Source organism: Salinigranum marinum, assembly GCF_024228675.1.
In the GTDB taxonomy this organism is placed as follows: Archaea; Halobacteriota; Halobacteria; order Halobacteriales; family Haloferacaceae; genus Salinigranum; species Salinigranum marinum.
The window spans coordinates 568,387-584,735 of the sequence record NZ_CP100461.1 but is presented as its reverse complement, the minus strand read 5'-3'; the positions used below and the strand labels follow the sequence as shown (position 1 = coordinate 584,735).

The 16,349-nt window shown below is 68.5% G+C and carries 17 protein-coding genes; 5 read left to right on the top strand and 12 right to left on the bottom strand.

The window, feature by feature from the left end; genetic code table 11:
• Window positions 1-9 precede the first annotated feature (9 nt).
• Both sucC and sucD read left to right on the top strand, forming a co-directional pair.
• Window positions 10-1,155 (top strand): ADP-forming succinate--CoA ligase subunit beta, encoded by a 1,146-nt coding sequence (sucC, locus tag NKJ07_RS02740; RefSeq protein WP_318569065.1) that lies wholly within the window; start codon window positions 10-12, stop codon window positions 1,153-1,155.
• A gap of 79 nt (window positions 1,156-1,234) precedes the next feature.
• Window positions 1,235-2,107: a succinate--CoA ligase subunit alpha gene (gene sucD / locus NKJ07_RS02735; RefSeq protein ID WP_318569064.1), complete on the top strand. Its 873-nt coding sequence runs from the start codon at window positions 1,235-1,237 to the stop codon at window positions 2,105-2,107.
• Between the two features lie 172 nt (window positions 2,108-2,279).
• On the opposite strand, the gene NKJ07_RS02730 is transcribed toward sucD, so the two are convergent.
• A complete protein-coding gene (locus NKJ07_RS02730) occupies window positions 2,280-2,579 on the bottom strand; it encodes a zinc ribbon domain-containing protein (protein WP_318569063.1) in 300 nt (99 codons plus the stop codon).
• A 100-nt stretch (window positions 2,580-2,679) separates the two neighbouring features.
• On the opposite strand from NKJ07_RS02730, the gene NKJ07_RS02725 reads away from it, so the two are divergent.
• Entirely contained in the window at window positions 2,680-3,105 is a 426-nt protein-coding gene (locus NKJ07_RS02725) for a CBS domain-containing protein (protein WP_318569062.1), read from the top strand.
• A gap of 129 nt (window positions 3,106-3,234) precedes the next feature.
• The gene (hpt, locus tag NKJ07_RS02720; protein WP_318569061.1) at window positions 3,235-3,807 is read left to right on the top strand and encodes a hypoxanthine/guanine phosphoribosyltransferase; all 573 of its coding nucleotides are present in this window, start codon (window positions 3,235-3,237) and stop codon (window positions 3,805-3,807) included.
• A gap of 187 nt (window positions 3,808-3,994) precedes the next feature.
• Here the strand turns inward: hpt and NKJ07_RS02715 are convergent, their stop codons facing one another.
• Both NKJ07_RS02715 and msrA read right to left on the bottom strand, forming a co-directional pair.
• Complete coding sequence (locus tag NKJ07_RS02715; RefSeq protein WP_318569060.1) at window positions 3,995-4,261, bottom strand: hypothetical protein; 267 nt, start codon at window positions 4,259-4,261, stop codon at window positions 3,995-3,997.
• Between the two features lie 2 nt (window positions 4,262-4,263).
• Window positions 4,264-4,818 carry a peptide-methionine (S)-S-oxide reductase MsrA gene (msrA, locus tag NKJ07_RS02710; protein ID WP_318569059.1) on the bottom strand — a complete coding sequence of 185 codons (555 nt, stop codon included), beginning with the start codon at window positions 4,816-4,818 and terminating at the stop codon, window positions 4,264-4,266.
• Between the two features lie 531 nt (window positions 4,819-5,349).
• Between msrA and NKJ07_RS02705 the strand changes: the two genes are divergently transcribed.
• Entirely contained in the window at window positions 5,350-5,958 is a 609-nt protein-coding gene (locus NKJ07_RS02705; RefSeq protein WP_318569058.1) for a 5' nucleotidase, NT5C type, read from the top strand.
• Here NKJ07_RS02705 and NKJ07_RS02700 read toward each other — a convergent pair.
• The 9 genes from NKJ07_RS02700 to NKJ07_RS02660 form a co-directional block, all read right to left on the bottom strand.
• A complete protein-coding gene (locus tag NKJ07_RS02700; protein WP_318569057.1) occupies window positions 5,955-7,133 on the bottom strand; it encodes an XdhC family protein in 1,179 nt (392 codons plus the stop codon). The genes NKJ07_RS02705 and NKJ07_RS02700 overlap by 4 nt on opposite strands.
• Window positions 7,130-7,936 (bottom strand): Rossmann-like domain-containing protein, encoded by an 807-nt coding sequence (locus NKJ07_RS02695; RefSeq protein ID WP_318569056.1) that lies wholly within the window; start codon window positions 7,934-7,936, stop codon window positions 7,130-7,132. Before NKJ07_RS02695 ends, NKJ07_RS02700 begins: the two co-directional genes overlap by 4 nt.
• 1 nt (window position 7,937) lies before the next feature.
• Window positions 7,938-9,269 carry a VWA domain-containing protein gene (locus tag NKJ07_RS02690; protein ID WP_318569055.1) on the bottom strand — a complete coding sequence of 444 codons (1,332 nt, stop codon included), beginning with the start codon at window positions 9,267-9,269 and terminating at the stop codon, window positions 7,938-7,940.
• Window positions 9,270-9,275: 6 nt separating this feature from the next.
• Complete coding sequence (locus NKJ07_RS02685; RefSeq protein ID WP_318569054.1) at window positions 9,276-10,268, bottom strand: AAA family ATPase; 993 nt, start codon at window positions 10,266-10,268, stop codon at window positions 9,276-9,278.
• Window positions 10,265-11,401: an XdhC family protein gene (locus NKJ07_RS02680; protein ID WP_318569053.1), complete on the bottom strand. Its 1,137-nt coding sequence runs from the start codon at window positions 11,399-11,401 to the stop codon at window positions 10,265-10,267. The genes NKJ07_RS02685 and NKJ07_RS02680 overlap by 4 nt, the downstream gene beginning before the upstream one ends.
• Before the next feature lie 240 nt (window positions 11,402-11,641).
• Window positions 11,642-14,134, bottom strand: a complete 2,493-nt coding sequence (locus NKJ07_RS02675; protein ID WP_318569052.1) for an aerobic carbon-monoxide dehydrogenase large subunit — start codon at window positions 14,132-14,134, stop codon at window positions 11,642-11,644.
• Entirely contained in the window at window positions 14,131-14,763 is a 633-nt protein-coding gene (locus tag NKJ07_RS02670) for a (2Fe-2S)-binding protein (RefSeq protein WP_318569051.1), read from the bottom strand. Before NKJ07_RS02670 ends, NKJ07_RS02675 begins: the two co-directional genes overlap by 4 nt.
• Window positions 14,764-14,765: 2 nt before the next feature.
• On the bottom strand, window positions 14,766-15,626 hold the full coding sequence (locus tag NKJ07_RS02665; RefSeq protein WP_318569050.1) for an FAD binding domain-containing protein: 861 nt from the start codon (window positions 15,624-15,626) through the stop codon (window positions 14,766-14,768).
• 4 nt (window positions 15,627-15,630) lie between these two features.
• On the bottom strand, window positions 15,631-16,221 hold the full coding sequence (locus NKJ07_RS02660) for an SRPBCC family protein (RefSeq protein ID WP_318569049.1): 591 nt from the start codon (window positions 16,219-16,221) through the stop codon (window positions 15,631-15,633).
• Window positions 16,222-16,349: the final 128 nt, after the last annotated feature.

Sequence of the window (16,349 nt, the reverse complement as noted above, 5' to 3'; positions counted from 1 at the left end):
TCACAGACGATGCGACTTCACGAGTACCAGGCGAAAGAGGTCTTCGCCGACGCCGGGATTCCCGTTCCGGACTCACAACTCGCCTCGACCGTCGACGAGGCGGTCGCGGCCGTCGAAGCGATCGGCTTCCCGGCCGCGATCAAGGCGCAGGTCCACGTCGGTGGCCGCGGCAAGGCCGGCGGAATCAAGATCGCCTCCTCGGTAGAAGAGGCCCGCGAGTACGCCGACGAGATCCTCGGGATGGATCTCAAGGGGTACCACGTCGACCGCGTCCTCGTCGAGGCAGGGGTGGACTTCGAGGACGAACTCTACGTGGGCGTGACGATGGACCGCGGCGAGGGACGCCCCGTCGCGATGGTCTCCGAGCAGGGCGGCGTCGACATCGAGGCGGTCGCCGAGGAGGACCCCGACGCCATCGCCCGCGAACACATCGACCCGGCGTTCGGTATGCACCCGTTCCAGGCGCGGAAGGCGGTGTACGACGCCGGCATCGACCGCGACATTGCACGACAGGTGTCGAGCATTCTCACGACGCTGTACGACCTCTGGGCGGACACCGACGCCTCCGACGCCGAGATCAACCCGCTGATGGTCACGTCGGAGCGGGAGGTAATCGCCGCCGACGCCGTCCTCAACGTCGACGACGACGCGCTGTTCCGCCACCCAGATCTCGCCGAGATGGAGGACGAAGCGGCGGGCGACGAACTGGAGGCGAAAGCCAACGAGTACGGCTTCGACTACGTCCGGCTCTCGGGCAACGTCGGCATCATCGGCAACGGTGCCGGCCTCGTGATGACGACGCTCGACCTCGTCGACTACTACGGCGGCGAACCCGCGAACTTCCTCGACATCGGCGGCGGGGCCAAAGCCGAGCGCGTCACCAACGCCCTCGACATGGTCTTCTCCGATCCGAACGTCGACAGCGTGGTGTTCAACATCTTCGGCGGGATCACCCGGGGCGACGAGGTGGCGAAGGGGATCAACGAGGCGCTCGAAGCGTTCGACGAGATCCCCAAGCCGGTCGTCGTCCGCCTCGCGGGGACGAACGCCGAGGAGGGGATGGAGATCCTCAACACCGAGTTGGTACAGGTCGAAGGGACACTCGAAGACGCGGTCCAGCGCGCGGTCGAAAACGCCCAGGAGGTCAGCCAATGAGATCTACAGTACACTCGCTCACTCGTTACACTCGTTCGCTCGTGCGCGGTAACCTCACGCTCACCACGGGGTGGTTCGCGTGAGCATCTTAGTCGACGACGACACGCGGGTGGTCGTACAGGGGATCACCGGCGGCGAGGGATCGTTCCACACCGAACAGATGATGGCGTACGGGACGAACGTCGTCGCCGGCGCGGTCCCGGGCAAGGGCGGCCAGGAGGTCCAGGGCGTCCCCGTGTACGACACCGTCCACGACGCGGTCGCCGAGGAGGACGCCGACGCCTCCGTCGTGTTCGTCCCGCCCGCGTTCGCCGGCGACGCCATGTTCGAGGCGCTCGACACCTCGCTCGACCTCGTCGTGGCGATCACGGAGGGCGTCCCGACGCAGGACATGTCGAAGGTGTACCGCCGGCTGTCGGAGACGGACACACACCTCATCGGCCCGAACTGCCCCGGCATCATCACGCCCGGCGAGGCCAAACTCGGCATTCTCCCCGGCAACATCTTCTCCGACGGGAACGTGGGACTGGTCTCGCGGTCAGGCACGCTCACCTACCAGGTCGTCGACAGCCTCACCCAGCGCGGGATCGGCCAGACCACGGCGGTCGGGATCGGCGGCGACCCCATCATCGGGACGTCGTTCGTCGACGCCCTCGAACTGTTCGAGGCGGACACGGAGACGAAGGCTGTCGTGATGTGCGGCGAGATCGGCGGCGAGGACGAAGAACAGGCCGCGCAGTTCATCGCCCGGGAGATGGACACGCCGGTCGCCGGCTTCATCGCGGGGCGGACGGCACCGCCCGGCAAGCGGATGGGTCACGCCGGCGCGATCGTCTCCGGCTCGGGCACGGGCACCGCCGAGTCGAAGATCGAGGCGCTCAACGACGCCGGCGTCCCCGTCGGTGACACGCCCGAGGAAGTCGCCGACCACGTCGAAGGCTTCCTCTCGTAACCGGCCCCGGCTCTCACGCACCGGAACGATCCACCGACGCGCGGTCCGCGCACGCCGGTGGTGAGGCGTTTCGGGCGATCTCTCGTGGACGTTGCTGAGAATCAGCGTCGATACCAGGGTGTCGGGGGGAGCACCGACGGCTCGACACCGCCCGGGGTCGTCGCGGCGGTGTTCAGCCGTCGAGCGAGGTGAGGCAGTTGCCACAGTAGCCGGCGAAGCCGGGGTTCGGGAGCCCGCAGGACGAACAGGCGACGAGTTCGGACTCCGACGGCCCGTCGACGGCGCCCCCCGTCAGCACGGCCGCAGGACCGGGCGCGCCGGAGGGCTGGTCGTCCACCTGCTCGAGGACCCGGTTCACCAGGTCGTCGTCGCGGAGGCGGTCAAGCCCGCGGACGAAGCCGATGAACAGCACCGAGGGGGCGATGATACAGAACACCGCCACGAGCAGTCTGAAGGCGATGGCGACATCCATACCCCGTGCAAGGAAGCCAGGAGTATGGGCTTGTCGGGTTTTATCACGGCTGATACCCGAGGGTCGAGGGTTAAGTATCACCGTGTACGAAATTCTGGAAATGCAGGTACGAGACGTGATGACGACCGGTTGCGTGACGGTCCCGCCCTCCGCGACGCTGGCCGACTGCGTCACACGGATGCTCATGGCAGGCACCGGGAGCGTCGTCATCGCCGACGACGCTCCGATGGGGATCGTCACCGAGAGCGACGTGCTCGTCGCGGCGCGCGACATCGGCGAACCGCTCGCGGACATCCCCGCCCGCGTCGCGATGTCCCAGCCGATCGAACGAATCGAGCCCGCGGCGACAGTACGGAAAGCCGCCGCCCGGATGCGCGATCACGGGATCAAGAAGCTGCTCGTCGCCGACGGCGTCGAGACGGTCGGCGTCGTGACGATGACCGACCTCGTGTGGCACTTCTCGGACTTTCAGCGCGAAGCCGGCGAACTGGCCGCCGAGGGCCGCGCGTGGAACCACGGGACGTAGCCGCCGGCTCCGACCGACTCGCATCGGTCCGTCCCCGCCACGTGTTTCGCGCCGGTCACGCCACCGGCGCGGCCCCGTCGGTCCCTCCCCGAGTCGGCAGCTTTTACTCGCCGTTCGGCAAGCCCCGATATGGAACAACTCCGCGCGTCGTTCGACGACGCCCCGATCATCGAGAAGGAAGGGGGTTACCAGTACGTCGTCCACCCCATCAGCAACGGGGTGCCGATGCTTCGCCCCGAACTGCTCCGCGAGGTAGTCGTCGGCGTCACCCGCGTCGCCGACCTCGAGCGCGTCGACAAGATCGTCACACCGGCGGCGATGGGGATCCACATCTCCACGGCGGTGTCGCTCACGACGGACGTGCCGCTGGTCGTCATCCGCAAGCGCGAGTACGGGCTGGACGGCGAGGTCTCGCTCCACCAGCAGACGGGCTACTCCGAGTCGGAGATGTACATCAACGACGTCGACGCCGGCGACCGGGTGCTCGTGCTCGACGACCTACTCTCGACCGGCGGCACGCTCGCCGCGGTGACGGCGGCGCTGGAAGACATCGGCGCGGAGATCGTCGACGTCGTGGTCGTCGTGCGGAAGGCCAGCACGGAGAGCGCGATGGCCGACGCCGACCACGAGGTCACGTCACTCATCGACGTCGAACTCGTCGACGGCGAGGTGGTCGTCCGCGACGAGTACCGCCGGGACTAGCGGCCGGGCAGTCACCTACGTCCGTTTTACCGTCCGCGCTAACTCGGCCGATTCCGATCGCAGTGACCGGTTCCGATCGCAGTTGTCGACACACCGACCCCGTGTCCATGTTGTCGGCGGTCAACGGGGAGAAGGGCGTTCGGTGGCGTTGGGTGGAGGGCACGCCGTACCCGACGCCGAATCGGGATCAGACGTTGTCGAACGGGTACGGGTCGGTCTCTACGTCGGACGGATCTCTGATCGTCCCACCGCGTGGATCGTGCGGGGCGAACCAGCCGATGATCGCTCCCTCGGGGTAGCGAGTGACGTCGTGATCGGTCAGGAGCTCCGACACGAGTCTGTCGGCGTCCTCGACGAGGTCGTCGGTGTCGCCGGTGAGTGTGACGTCGTCGCCGTCCATGTCGGTGACTTCCACGTAGACGCGGGAGCGGGGGTCGTCAGTGTAGTGGACCACGCTCAGTCGTCGCTGGTCGCCGTCTGGTTCACTTTCTCGGCGAACTTCTCGCGCACTTTCTCCACCTTGGGTTTGGCGTGGAAGTTACAGTACGCGTCGTTGGGGTTCTTGTCGAAGTAGTCCTGGTGGTACTCCTCGGCCTCGTAGAAGGTGTCGAGGGGCTCCAGCTCGGTCACCACGCTGTCGTCGGACTCCTCGTCGAGCGCCTCGATGTACGCCGCCGCGAGCCGCTTTTGATCGTCGTCGTGGTACAGGACGATCGAGCGGTACTGCGAGCCGACGTCGGGTCCCTGTCGGTTCAACTGCGTCGGGTCGTGGACCGCGAAGAACACCTCCAGCAGTTCCTCGTAGGAGAGCCGTGCGGGGTCGAATTCGACCTGGACGACCTCGGCGTGGCCGGTCGTCTCCGCGCACACCTCCCGGTAGGTCGGCGCTTCGGTGTGGCCGCCGGCGTAGCCGGAGGTGACCCCGTGGACGCCGTCGAGTTCCTTCAGCGCCGCCTCGACACACCAGAAACAGCCGCCGCCGAACGTCGCCAGTTCCGTCTCCTGAGACATGGACGTGGGTAGGGGCTCGGAGCGTAAAGCCCCTTGGCGTGGAACCGACTGAACCGAACTCGGTGTTGGCGGAGTGGTGGTTTCGGACTGTGTGAGCAAGCGGTGTTCTCCCGGCGCCGTGAGAGAAACCGATGCAGTACCCGGTACGCGGCGAGAGGCCTCACCCTGCCAACCGACTCCTTCGCGCGTCGACCCCTTGGTTTCGATCGCAGTGCGGTGGCGCGTGGCGTCGCGCGGTTCGTCCGCGCGACCGACGCGCGAGGGATGACTGAGCGAGTGAGTGGAACGAACGAGCGAAGGAGTCGGCTGGGGAGGTCGTGGCCTCACTGCCCTGGCGACTCCGACTCGTGTTTCGACTCACCGGTGTCGTCTCACGTGTCGGGGACCACATGTCATCTCACGTGTCGGGGAGCAAGTATCGTCTCGCGCGTCGCAGTCGGTGCGTCCGTTCAGAACACGCCACCGAACTCCACACACCCATCACCTCCACGACGAGAGACCTATGTACCGACCGCCCGAAATCAGTAGTAGATGACCACGGCACGCGAAGACCGCCCCGAACACACCTCCAAAACGAACGCCGACGCCGACCGCATCCTCGTCGACGTCGACGGCACGCTCGCGTGGCAACTCCCCCGGGCGTGCCAGTATCTCGACGAGCAGTACGGCGTCTCACTCGCCCCAGAGGACATCGCCGCGTGGGACTACGCGATCCCCGGGCACGACGCCCACGAACACATCGGCGAACTCATCGTCGAGGCGTTCGAGCGCGACCCCGGGTGGTACTTCGGCGGGATGCCCCCGATGACCGGCGCGGCGGACGCGCTCGCACGGCTCGGTGAGGACCACCACGTCGCCATCGCCACCCACCGTCCCCCCGACACGCACGACCACACCCGCGCGTGGCTCCGCGACCACGACATCCCCTACGACGAGTTCGTCGACGACGTGCCGGAGAACAAAGCCGCCCTCGCCGGGCGGGCGCTGGTCGACGACTACCACGGCAACGTCGCCGACGCGCTGGCGGCGGGGATGGACGGACTGCTGTTCGACCAACCCTACAGCGACCACGCCGCCTGCGACGGCGCGACGGTCGTCGACTCCTGGGACGACGTCCTCCGCGCGTTCGACCGCTCCTAACCGCCCGATCCGTCGGCCGACAGCTCCACGCGGTCGTGGATGGTTCCTTCTCTCGTTTTTAGGTGCTTCGGCTCGCGGCCGTTCTTCACCGCGAGCGCCTCGCTCACGATCGACAGCGCGATCTGGTACGGCGACCCGCCGCCCAAGTCGAGCCCGACCGGCGTGTACAGCCGGTCGAGTTGGGCGTCGGTGAACGTCGTCCCCTCCGCGGAGAACTCGTCGACCATCTCCTCGAACCGCTCGCGGGGGCCCATCAGCCCCACGTAGGGGACGTCGGTGTCCAGAAGCCCCTCGATCGCGAGGCGGTCGTCGACGAAGTTGTGCGTCGCCACGACGACGTACGTGTTCTCGCCGAAGTCGTACGCGTCGGTCATCCGCGCGGGCGAGGTCGACACCACGTCGCGGGCGGCCGGGAACCGGTCGGCCTTGGCCGCCGCGCCACGGAAGCCGACGACGGTCACGCGGAAGTCCGCCTGCGCGCCGAGTTCCGCGATCGGACCGACGTCGTGGCCCGTGCCGACGACGACGAGTTCCGCGGAGGCGGCGAGCCCGTCGACGAACACCGTGACGCCGTCGACCGTCACGGAGTCGGCTTTCCCCCGCGCCGTGAGTTCCGCCGCGACTCCCCGCACGTCGTCGGCGAGGTCGACTTCGAAGCCGTCGCCGCGGTCGAACGCCTGGGTCTCCGGATCGTAGTACGCCCGTGCGCCCTCGCGTTCGTCGTCGCCGTCGACGACCGTGAGCACGCCGACGTCCCGCCCGTGCCAGAAGGCCTCGATCGCGGGGCGGTACGTCTCGTCGAGCGGTTCGAGCAGGATGTCGATGACGCCGTTGCAGCCCACGCCGAGCCCCCAGACGTCGTCTTCGGCGTCGGCTTCGGGCATGAGGTCGTAGCGCTCGACGCGCGGCTCGCCCGCGGCGAGTACCTCGCCCGCGAGTTGCTGTACTTCGTCCTCCAGACAGCCGGCGGTGATGTGTCCCACGCCGTCGCCGTCCTCGGGGATCACCATCTTCGCACCCGGCCGTCGGTAGGCGCTTCCCTCCACGCGGATGACCGTCGCGAGGACGCCCCGACGGTCGCCGTCGAGGAGCGCGCGGGCACGCGCCATCACCTCGGTCTCGGGGACGCTCCAGTTCGCGTCCGTCTCGTTCACGTCGTGTGTGTCGTTCGTCATGATTCGGTGTCGGTGGGTTCGGTCGGTAGCTGTACGCCTGTCAGGTTCGCGTTCGAGGGGCGATACACCTTCTGCAGGCCGGCGTCGTGCAGGGCCGTCCCGCAGTCGCCGGCGACGATCCGCTCGCGGACGTGCTCGGCGTCGCGCACGCGCGCTCCGGCGAGGAGGTCGACGCCGCGGTCGAACGCGTGGTCCGGCCGGAACGAGGCGGTCGCGCCGATGAGGACGACCAGCGGTACTCCAGCGGCCGCCGCGAGGTAGTCGTCGACGCCGCCGTACACCAGCGTCGACCCGGTGACGAAACAGACGTCCGCGCCGTCGAACGCCGCCGCGGCCTCCGCGGGCGAGAAGAGCGTCGTCGGCACGCCCGCCGGCAGGGATGCGGGATCGATCGCCCCGGGGTCGCGCTCGACGACGCGTACCGCGACATCGCCGAACTTCTTGAACGCCGGCCGGAAGAGGCCGACGGTCGCCACCGTCTCAACCTCCGGGGAGAGCGACGCCATCGGATCGCCGACGAGCCAGTCGACGTCGGGGACCGACAGCGCGTTGAGCGTCGCCAGCCCCGCGGCGCGAGCGACGCTCCCCGCCGGGGCCGACAGCGCACCGTCGGCGAGGCGGGCGACGCCGCAGTCGGGATCGACGCCGTCGACCGGCCCGGCCGGCCGGTGGGCGACGCCCGCGAGCGCGCCGTGATCTGGGTGGGTACACTCGACGAGGACGACGCGGTCGCCGACGGTCACGCGGGGGCCGGTCGCCGCCGCCGCACGCCCCGCGAGCGCGTCGTGGACTGCCCGAAGCATCTCAGGCGACCTCCTCGGCGACCGTGCGGTCGCGGAAGTCGTGTTCGTAGCCGATCGGTCCTCGTGGCCCGTGTCGCGACAGCTGGCGCGCCACCTCGGCGAGATCCTCGGAGCCGGCGAAGGCGAACAGGCCGTCGACGTACGGCAGCGACGCAGCCATCCCGCGGCAGGTCGGCTCGTACTTCGCGGAAGCCGCGAGCGGATTCAGCCACACGACCGCCCGCGACCGCCCCGAGAGCCAGCTCATCCCGCGTTCGAGTTCGTCGACCTCGCCGACGTCGAGCCCGTCGCTGACGACGAGCGTGACCGTCCGGCGGTCGACCGCATCGGGCCACCGACGCCGGAGTTCGGTGACAGCGTCGCCGATCCGCGTCCCGCCGCCCCACGCCACCTCGGCGCGTTCGAGCGCAGCCGCGGGATCGCCCCGGGAGTTCGTGAACACGTCCGTCACCTCGCGGACGTCCGTGTCGAAGAAGAAGACGCGGACGCCGCGGCCCTCGGCGACCAGCGCGTCGAGGACGGAGAGGAGAAAGCCGCGGTCGACCGTATCGAGGACTGACTGACTCACGTCGACCAGGAGGCAGGCCCGGAACGCGGTCGGTTTGCGGTCGCGGGTCGGCAGCGAGACGACGGCCCCGCCGGTGCCCACGCTCGATCGAAGCGCCCGTCGGGCGTCGATCCGTCGGCCGTCGTCGGCCGTCCACCGGCGACCGGCGAGCGACGAGAGCGCCTGCTGGAACCGGGTGAGCGCGTTCCGGTCGAGCGTCCGGCCCGTCGTCTCGTCCTCGACCGCCGTCCCCGCGCCGCCCGCGCTGTACGTCGAGGCGCGGCTTCGCTCGCCGGTGCCGTCGACCGCCGCGTCGGCGTCGTGGTCGACGAGGCGTCGCTCGTACACCGTCTCGTCGTCCCCGCCGGCGTCACCGCCGCCACCGACGTCACCGTCGGCGTCGGCGGTGGCGGTCAGCTCGTCGGCGACGCCCCCGTCGACTTCGGCCCCGTAGAACGCCCCGGTGTTCGAGCGGTCCCCCACGTCGTCCGACGTGGCCGTCGCCTCCAGCCCCGTCCGGAGGCGGTACCAGAACTCCGGGAAGTGGGCCTCGAACGTCTCCGTGTCGCGGGCGTCGGCGACGAGCGTCGCGTGGGTCGCCGCCCGGACGCCGTCGCGGTCGGAGAGGCCGACCGCACAGAGCGCCTCCGTGGCCGACAGCGCCGCGTTCGCCGGGACGGAGAGGCCGTGGCGGCGGAGCCGTCGGGCGAACGTCACCACCTCTCCGAGCACGTGCTCGCGGGCGGCGACGAAGTCGGGTGTCTGCGTCTCGTCGAACCAGGTCACGAGTGGTCAGTCCCCGTTCGGCGCCCCGTCGTCGGGGGTCGGCGTGGCCTCGCCGTCGGCGGCGGCGCGGGCCTCCCGCGCCGCGCGCTCCAAGCGCTCCAGCAGCGTGGCGTCGACGCGCTGGACGTCCTCGACCTCCTTCAGGAGCGTGCCGATCGTGCGTTCGATCTCCGCGGCGGTCAGGTCGGAGTCGTCGCCGGGTGCCCGGAGTTCGGCGACCGCGCGCGCCCAGTCGAGCGTCTCGGCGACGCCCGGCCGCTTGAGGAACGCCTCCTCGCGGAGTTCCCCGACGATGGCGCACACCTCGGCGGCGACAATCGCGTCCAACTGCGGGACCTTGCGGCGGACGATCTCGACCTCCGTCTCGTAGGCGGGCGCGTCGACGTGGAGGTAGAGACACCGGCGTTTGAGCGCGTCCGACAGCCCTCTCGTCCGGTTGGAGGTGATGATGACGATCGGCGGTCGGCCGGCCGAGACGGTGCCGAACTCCGGGATGGTGACCTGGAAGTCCGAGAGCACCTCCAGTAAGAAAGCCTCGAACTCCTCGTCGGCGCGGTCGACCTCGTCGATGAGCAACACCGGCGGGGCGTCGCCGTCGTGCGTGAGCGCGCGCAACAGCGGCCGCTCGAAGAGGTACTCCTCGGAGAACACCGACTCGTCGGCGACCGAGCCCTCACCCGACTGCACGGCCAACAGCTGTTTGGTGTAGTTCCACTCGTAGAGGGTGTTCTCGGCGGCGAGTCCCTCGTAACACTGCAGGCGGATGAGTTCGGTGTCGAACCCCTCGGCGAGCACCTTCCCGAGTTCGGTCTTCCCACTGCCGGGTTCGCCCTCGATGAGCAGCGGCTTGCCCAGCCGGAGCGCGAGATACACCGTCGTGACGAGCGTGTCGTCGGCGACGTAGTCGGCCGCCTCGAACCGCTCACGGAGGTCGGCCTCGGTCACGTCGACCGACGCCTCGGCGTCGCCGTCGGTCGACGTCCCGTTCGCCCCGGTCATGGCTCTGCCCGCTCGACGAACCGGTCCGGATCATCGACGAACGCCTCCTGACACCCCTGCCCGCAGAAGTGGTACGTCCTCCCCTCGTGGGTGGCGGTCGCCGCCGCCTCGCCGACCGTCACGTCCATGCCGCAGACGGGGTCGGTCGCGGTCTCGTGATCGGGGTCGGCGCCGCCGGTGTCGTCTCCGACGTCGGCGTCGCCATCGGCATCGGGACCCTCGTGAGTCTCGACGGTCCCGCCGGTCGCGTCGGCGTGTTCGTGAGTCCCACCCGACCCCGCGGCGTCGCCGGCCCGCCGGACGGAGATCAGCTCGGCGAGGACGCTCACGCTGATCTCCTCGGGGATCCGCGCGCCGATGTCGACACCGGCCGGCGAGGTCACCGCGGCACGGACGTCCTCAACCGCGCGACCCGTTCTGTCGGCGACTCGTTCGCAGAGTTCGTCCGCGCGTCGGCGACTGGCGACGAGGCCGACGTACGGGACGCCCGCCGCGAGGGCGGCTTCGACGGCGACGTCGTCGGTCGCGCCCATCGACGCCACGACGACCCACGTCGCTCCGTCGAACGCCTCGGCCAGCGACGCCGCGTCGCCGGGATCGACCAGGCGGTCCGCGCCGGCCACGTCCGCACCGTCGGGGGCGACGACCGTCAGGTCGTACGGCAGGCCGGCTGCGAGGCCCGACACCGCCCGGGCGATGGGCGAGTCGCCGACGACCACCAGACGTGGGACGGGCGTCACCGGCTCGACGAACAGTTCGAGCGTCCCCTGGCTGTGGCAGGTCATCGGGAACGCCTCCAGCCCGGATCGGTCGATCGTGTCGGGATCGGGCGCGATGCCGACCAGTTTGGCGTCGCCGCGACGGAGCGCCGTCTGCGCCTCCCGCACCGCGACCGACTGCGCGCAGGCGACCCCGCCGATCCAGCCGGTGAGTTCGCCGTCGGGCGTCACGATCGCGCGGTCGCCGACACGCGCCGACACCGGCGGCTCCCGGCGGACGACCGTCACGCGGGCGAACGGCTGACCCTGTTCGGTGTACTGTCGGGCCAGCCGGTCGACCGTCTCCCGCGAGGCGGCGTCCGCGCGGGCGCTGTGTTCGTCTCGGTTCGTCTCTGTCTCCGTGTCGTCTGTCATCTGGTGTGCGTGAGGGGGTCGGTCACCCCGACCCGACGGCGAGCGCGGGCGCGACGCCGCGCTCGCGGCGGACGGGTCGGAACGACGCGGGTGGTCCGGCTCCGATGTCGACATCGACTCCGTCTACGACCTCCGGACCGAAGTGTGTGTCGACGTCGAATACGGTTACGAATCCTGTTCTGAAGCCGGATTCGATGCCGAATACAGTTACGAATTCGACACCGGCGCCGGCTCCCGTGCTCAGTCGTCCGCTTCGGCGTCCGTGCCGGCGTCGAAGTCGAAGTCGAACCGGTCGGCCGGGTCGAGCGCCAGCCCAGCCTCGTCCAGGACGGCCCAGACGCGGTCGGGCGTCATGGGCATGTCGACGTGGCGCACGCCGGCGTGGGCCATCGCGTCGACGACGGCGTTGACGATCGCCGGCGGCGACCCCACCGTGGGGGACTCGCCGACGCCTTTCGCGCCGATCGGGTGGTGCGGCGACGGCGTCACCGTGTAGTCGGTGTCCATGTGAGGGATCTCCATCGCGGTCGGGAGCAGGTAGTTCATGAAGTCTCCCGCGGTGACGTTGCCGTTGTCGTCGAAGGTTACTTCCTCGAGCATTGCCGTCGCGATCCCCTGTGCGAGGCCGCCGTGGATCTGGCCCTCGATGACCATCGGGTTGATACGGTTGCCGCAGTCGTCGAGCGCGTAGAACTGCCGGATGTCCACCTCGCCCGTTTCGCGGTCGACTTCGACCACGCAGACGTACGCCCCGAACGGGAACGTCATGTTCGGCGGGTCGTAGTAGTCGACGGCTTCGAGGCCGGGCTCCTCGTTCGCCGGGGAGTTCATGTACGACGCGGCGGCGATCTCCTTCATCGTCACCACGCGGTCGGGCGCGCCCTTCACCTGGAAGGAACCCGAGGAACGGTCCCAGACGACGTCCTCCTCGGCGACCTCGAGTTCGTTGGCGGCGATGCTCTTGGCCTTCTCGCGCACCTTCCGGGCGGCCACCGCTGTCGCCGCTCCTCCCACTGGTGTCGACCGCGACGCGTACGTTCCCAGCCCGTAGGGATCGGTGTCGGTGTCGCCGTGCTCGACAGAGATGTCCTCGACGTCGAGGCCGAGTTCCTCGGCGACGATCTGGGCGAACGTCGTCTCGTGTCCTTGACCTTGGGTCTGGACGCCGATCCTGACCGTCGCGTTGCCGGTCGGGTGGACGCGGATCTCGGCGGAGTCGAACATCTCGACGCCGGCGATGTCACACTGCTTGCCGGGCCCGGCACCGACGATCTCCGTGAACGTCGAGAGCCCGATCCCCAACAGCCGGTCGTCGTCCGCGTCGAGACGGCGCTGTTGTTCCGCACGGAGCCCGTCGTAGTCGACGGCTTCGAGCGCCTGGTCGAGCGCCCGTTCGTAGTCGCCGGAGTCGTACGTCCAGCCCGTCGTGGACTCGTAGGGGAACGCCTCCTTCGGGATGAAGTTCTTCCGCCGGAGTTCGGCCGGGTCCATGTCGAGTTCGTCCGCCAGCAGGTCGACCAGTCGCTCGATGAGGTAGACCGCTTCCGTCACCCTGAACGAACACCGATACGCGACGCCACCGGGGGCGGTGTTCGTGTACACGGCCTCCAGGCTGCTGTACGCCGCCGGGATGTCGTACGATCCCGTGAATATCTTGAAGAAGCCCGCCGGGAACTTCGACGGCTGCGCCACCGCGTTGTACGCGCCGTGGTTGGCGAGCACGTCCACGTCGACCGCGGTGATCTGCCCGTCGGCCGTCGCCGCGATGCGGCCGGTCATGTCGTAGTCGCGGGCGAAGTGGGTCGTCTGGATGTTCTCCGAGCGCTCCTCGACCCACTTCACCGGCTTCCCGAGAACGTACGACGCGGCGGCGGCGACGACGTACCCGGGGTAGATGGGCACCTTGTTGCCGAACCCGCCACCGACGTCGGGGCTGATGATTCGCACCTTGTGCTCGGGGATACCCGACACCATCGAGAAGAGGGTTCGATGCGCGTGGGGTGCCTGCGAGGTGAGGTGGACGGTCATCTTCTCGTTCGCGGTGTCCCAGTCGGCGACACACCCGCACGTCTCGATGGGAGCGGGGTGGATGCGCTGGTAGTTCATGTCCTGTTCGACGGTGACGTCGGCGTCCTCGAACGCCTGTTTCGTCGCTACCTCGTCACCCGCTTCCCAGTCGAAGATGTGGTTCGACTCCTGGCCTTCGATGTCGTCTCGAACCAGGGGGGCGTCGTCCTCGAGCGCCTTCTTCGCGTCGACGACGGCGTCCAGGGTTTCGTAGTCGACTTCGACCTTCTCCGCGCCGTCCTTGGCGATGTAGCGGTCCGTGGCGATGACGGCCGCCACCTCCTGAGACTGGAACTTCACCTTGTCGCCGACGAGGACGTCCTGGGTGTCGTCCATGAGCGTCGGCATCGTCGCCAGTTCGTGCTCGGCGAGGTCCTCGGCCGTGAGGACGGCGACGACGCCGTCGACGTTGAGCGCCCGGTCCTTGTTGATGGAGTTGATGCGGGCGTGAGCGTGGGGGCTCCGGACGAGTTCGCAGTGGAGCATCCCGTCCTTCTTGATGTCGTCGACGTAGTTGCCGCGACCCGTGATGAAGCGACGATCCTCCTTCCGCTTTACCTCTTCACCCATGCCACCACGACCGTGGCCGTGGGTGGCTTCGGGGTCCGGACCGCCGTCGTCGTCGTGTCGGTACTTCGCGTCCGGTTTCTCGGTCTCGCTACTCATCGCTCCTCACCGCCTTCGGTCCCGCTCTCGAACGTCACGTCACAGCCACATCCCGCTCCACAGTCGAACCCGCCGTCTGCGGCGGTCTCGCCACCGGACTCGGGGTGCTCGACGGGCGACTCTGGCGGTTCGCGGTCGTTGAGCACGTCCGCGGCGTACTGGATGGACTTGACGATGTTCTGGTAGCCGGTACAGCGACAGAGGTTGCCGCTAATGTTCTCGCGGATCGTCGCCTCGGAGGGGTCTGCGTCCTTCTCCAGGAGCGCTTTGCCCGCCATGATCATGCCCGGCGTACAGTAGCCACACTGCAGTCCGTGCATGTACCGGAAGCCCTCCTGAATGGGGTGGAGGTCGTCCATGCGGCCCATCCCCGCCTCGGGGAGGTCGGCCATGCCCTCGACCGTCGTCACCTCCGCGCCGTCGGCCTGGACGGCGAACATGAGACAGGACTTGACAGCCTCGCCGTCCTTGTAGACGGTGCACGCGCCGCAGTTCCCGGTGTCACAGCCGATGTGCGTCCCGGTGAGGTCGAGGTCCTCGCGGATGGCGTGGACCAGCAACCGGCGGGGTTCGACGCTGAGTTCCTTCTCTGTGCCGTTGACGGTGATGGTGATGTCTTTCGTGCTCATGATTACCTCGCGCGCTCCACAGCGTCCGCGAGCGCCCGTTGGGTCAGCACGCGGGTCATGTTCTCCTTGTAGTCGGCGCTGCCGTGTTCGTCCGACTCCGGATTGGCGGTCTCCGCCGCAGCCTCGCCCGCCCGCTTGAACAGGTCACCCGAGGGCGTCTCGCCTTCGAGGATCTCCTCGGCGTCCGGGACGGAGACGTTCGTGATGTCGACGGCGGTGAGCGCGACGCCAGCATCGGTGATGACACCCTCGTCCAAGACGACGCGTGCGGCGACGCCGACCATCGCGTAGTCGCCCACCTTGCGCTTCAGCTTGTGGTAGGAACTGCCCTCGTGTGCCGAGGGAGTGGGGACGCGAAGCTCCGTGATGAGTTCGTCCTCGCCCAGCATGTTGTCGTAGGGGAGGAGGAAGAACTCCGCGGCGGGCATGACGCGCTCGCCATCGGGACCGGCGGCGACGACCTCGCCGTCGTGCGCCAGGAGGACCGTCCCCCAGTCGCCCTTCGGGTCGGACTGGGCGACGCTCCCCACGACCGTTCCTCTGTTTCGGATCTGGGGGTCCGCGACCAGCGGCGCGGCGTCGGCGAAGCTGCCGTACTTCTCGGCGACGAGAGCGGACTCCTCGATGTCGACGTGTCGGCAGAGCGCGCCGATCCGGAGGTGACCGTTCTCCTCTTCGAGGAAGTCGAGATCGGCGATGTGGTTCAGGTCGATGACGGTCTCGGGGCGCGCCAGCCGAAAGCGCATCATCGGGATGAGGCTCTGTCCGCCGGCGAGCACGGTCGGTTCGTCAAGGCTCCCGAGGAGGCTCACCGCCTCTTCGACCGTCGTCGGTTCGTGGTGTTCGAACTGTGCGGCTTTCATGGCTTTAGAGGAGTCCGCTGAGGCGGTCCCGCATGCTCTTCGACTCCTCGCTCTCCTCGAAGCCGGTCATCTGCTTCTGGATGTTCTTGAAGAAGTTCGAGACGATCTTGTCGGCGACCGGGTTCATCACGCGCCCGCCGAGTTGGGCGATGCGCCCGGAGACGTCCGCCTCCGTACCCCACTTGACGATGGAGCCGCTTTCGGTCTCCTCGATGTCCATCCACGACTCCATCTCGAAACTGCTGTTCGAGGCGTCGCCCCCGCCGGTCGCGACCATGCGCGGGAAGGCGCGTTCGGCGATCGTGACCCGTGTCTCGAAGCGCGGTTTCACGCTGCCGACGCCGACCTGCATCAGCGCCGCGTAGACGACGCCCTCGTTGAACGCCCGCTCGGCGACGACGTCGGGATCCGCGTCCGGGAGGGTCTGGACGTCCTCCTCGGCCTCGTAGTCGTCGAAATTGAAGTCGTCGTCGTCGATGGGTGTGATGTACCGACACCCTTTGAGTGAGTCCCGTACTGCGATTGGGTCCGAGAGAACGATCCAGGCGTCCTCCGGCGATACGCCGTCCAGCTCGAATTCGCCACTGAATTCCATTTTAGTACTAACCCCTATGCGAGTCCTTAGACCCGTCTGTGCGTGTCAATCCCGTCCATCATCATAAAAGTTACTGGAAAACCGCACGATCGACCGGGTGACCGTGGTCACGGGCGGCGAAAAACCGG

Bases quoted from the DNA above. Each gene is read 5' to 3' on its own strand.
- sucC (WP_318569065.1), top strand. From the start codon at position 10: ATGCGACTTCACGAGTACCAGGCGAAAGAGGTCTTCGCCGACGCCGGG.
- NKJ07_RS02730 (WP_318569063.1), bottom strand. From the start codon at position 2,579: ATGGATGTCGCCATCGCCTTCAGACTGCTCGTGGCGGTGTTCTGTATC.
- NKJ07_RS02725 (WP_318569062.1), top strand. From the start codon at position 2,680: ATGCAGGTACGAGACGTGATGACGACCGGTTGCGTGACGGTCCCGCCC.
- hpt (WP_318569061.1), top strand. From the start codon at position 3,235: ATGGAACAACTCCGCGCGTCGTTCGACGACGCCCCGATCATCGAGAAG.
- msrA (WP_318569059.1), bottom strand. From the start codon at position 4,818: ATGTCTCAGGAGACGGAACTGGCGACGTTCGGCGGCGGCTGTTTCTGG.
- NKJ07_RS02705 (WP_318569058.1), top strand. From the start codon at position 5,350: ATGACCACGGCACGCGAAGACCGCCCCGAACACACCTCCAAAACGAAC.
- NKJ07_RS02700 (WP_318569057.1), bottom strand. From the start codon at position 7,133: ATGACGAACGACACACACGACGTGAACGAGACGGACGCGAACTGGAGC.
- NKJ07_RS02695 (WP_318569056.1), bottom strand. From the start codon at position 7,936: ATGCTTCGGGCAGTCCACGACGCGCTCGCGGGGCGTGCGGCGGCGGCG.
- NKJ07_RS02685 (WP_318569054.1), bottom strand. From the start codon at position 10,268: ATGACCGGGGCGAACGGGACGTCGACCGACGGCGACGCCGAGGCGTCG.
- NKJ07_RS02680 (WP_318569053.1), bottom strand. From the start codon at position 11,401: ATGACAGACGACACGGAGACAGAGACGAACCGAGACGAACACAGCGCC.
- NKJ07_RS02675 (WP_318569052.1), bottom strand. From the start codon at position 14,134: ATGAGTAGCGAGACCGAGAAACCGGACGCGAAGTACCGACACGACGAC.
- NKJ07_RS02670 (WP_318569051.1), bottom strand. From the start codon at position 14,763: ATGAGCACGAAAGACATCACCATCACCGTCAACGGCACAGAGAAGGAA.
- NKJ07_RS02665 (WP_318569050.1), bottom strand. From the start codon at position 15,626: ATGAAAGCCGCACAGTTCGAACACCACGAACCGACGACGGTCGAAGAG.
- NKJ07_RS02660 (WP_318569049.1), bottom strand. From the start codon at position 16,221: ATGGAATTCAGTGGCGAATTCGAGCTGGACGGCGTATCGCCGGAGGAC.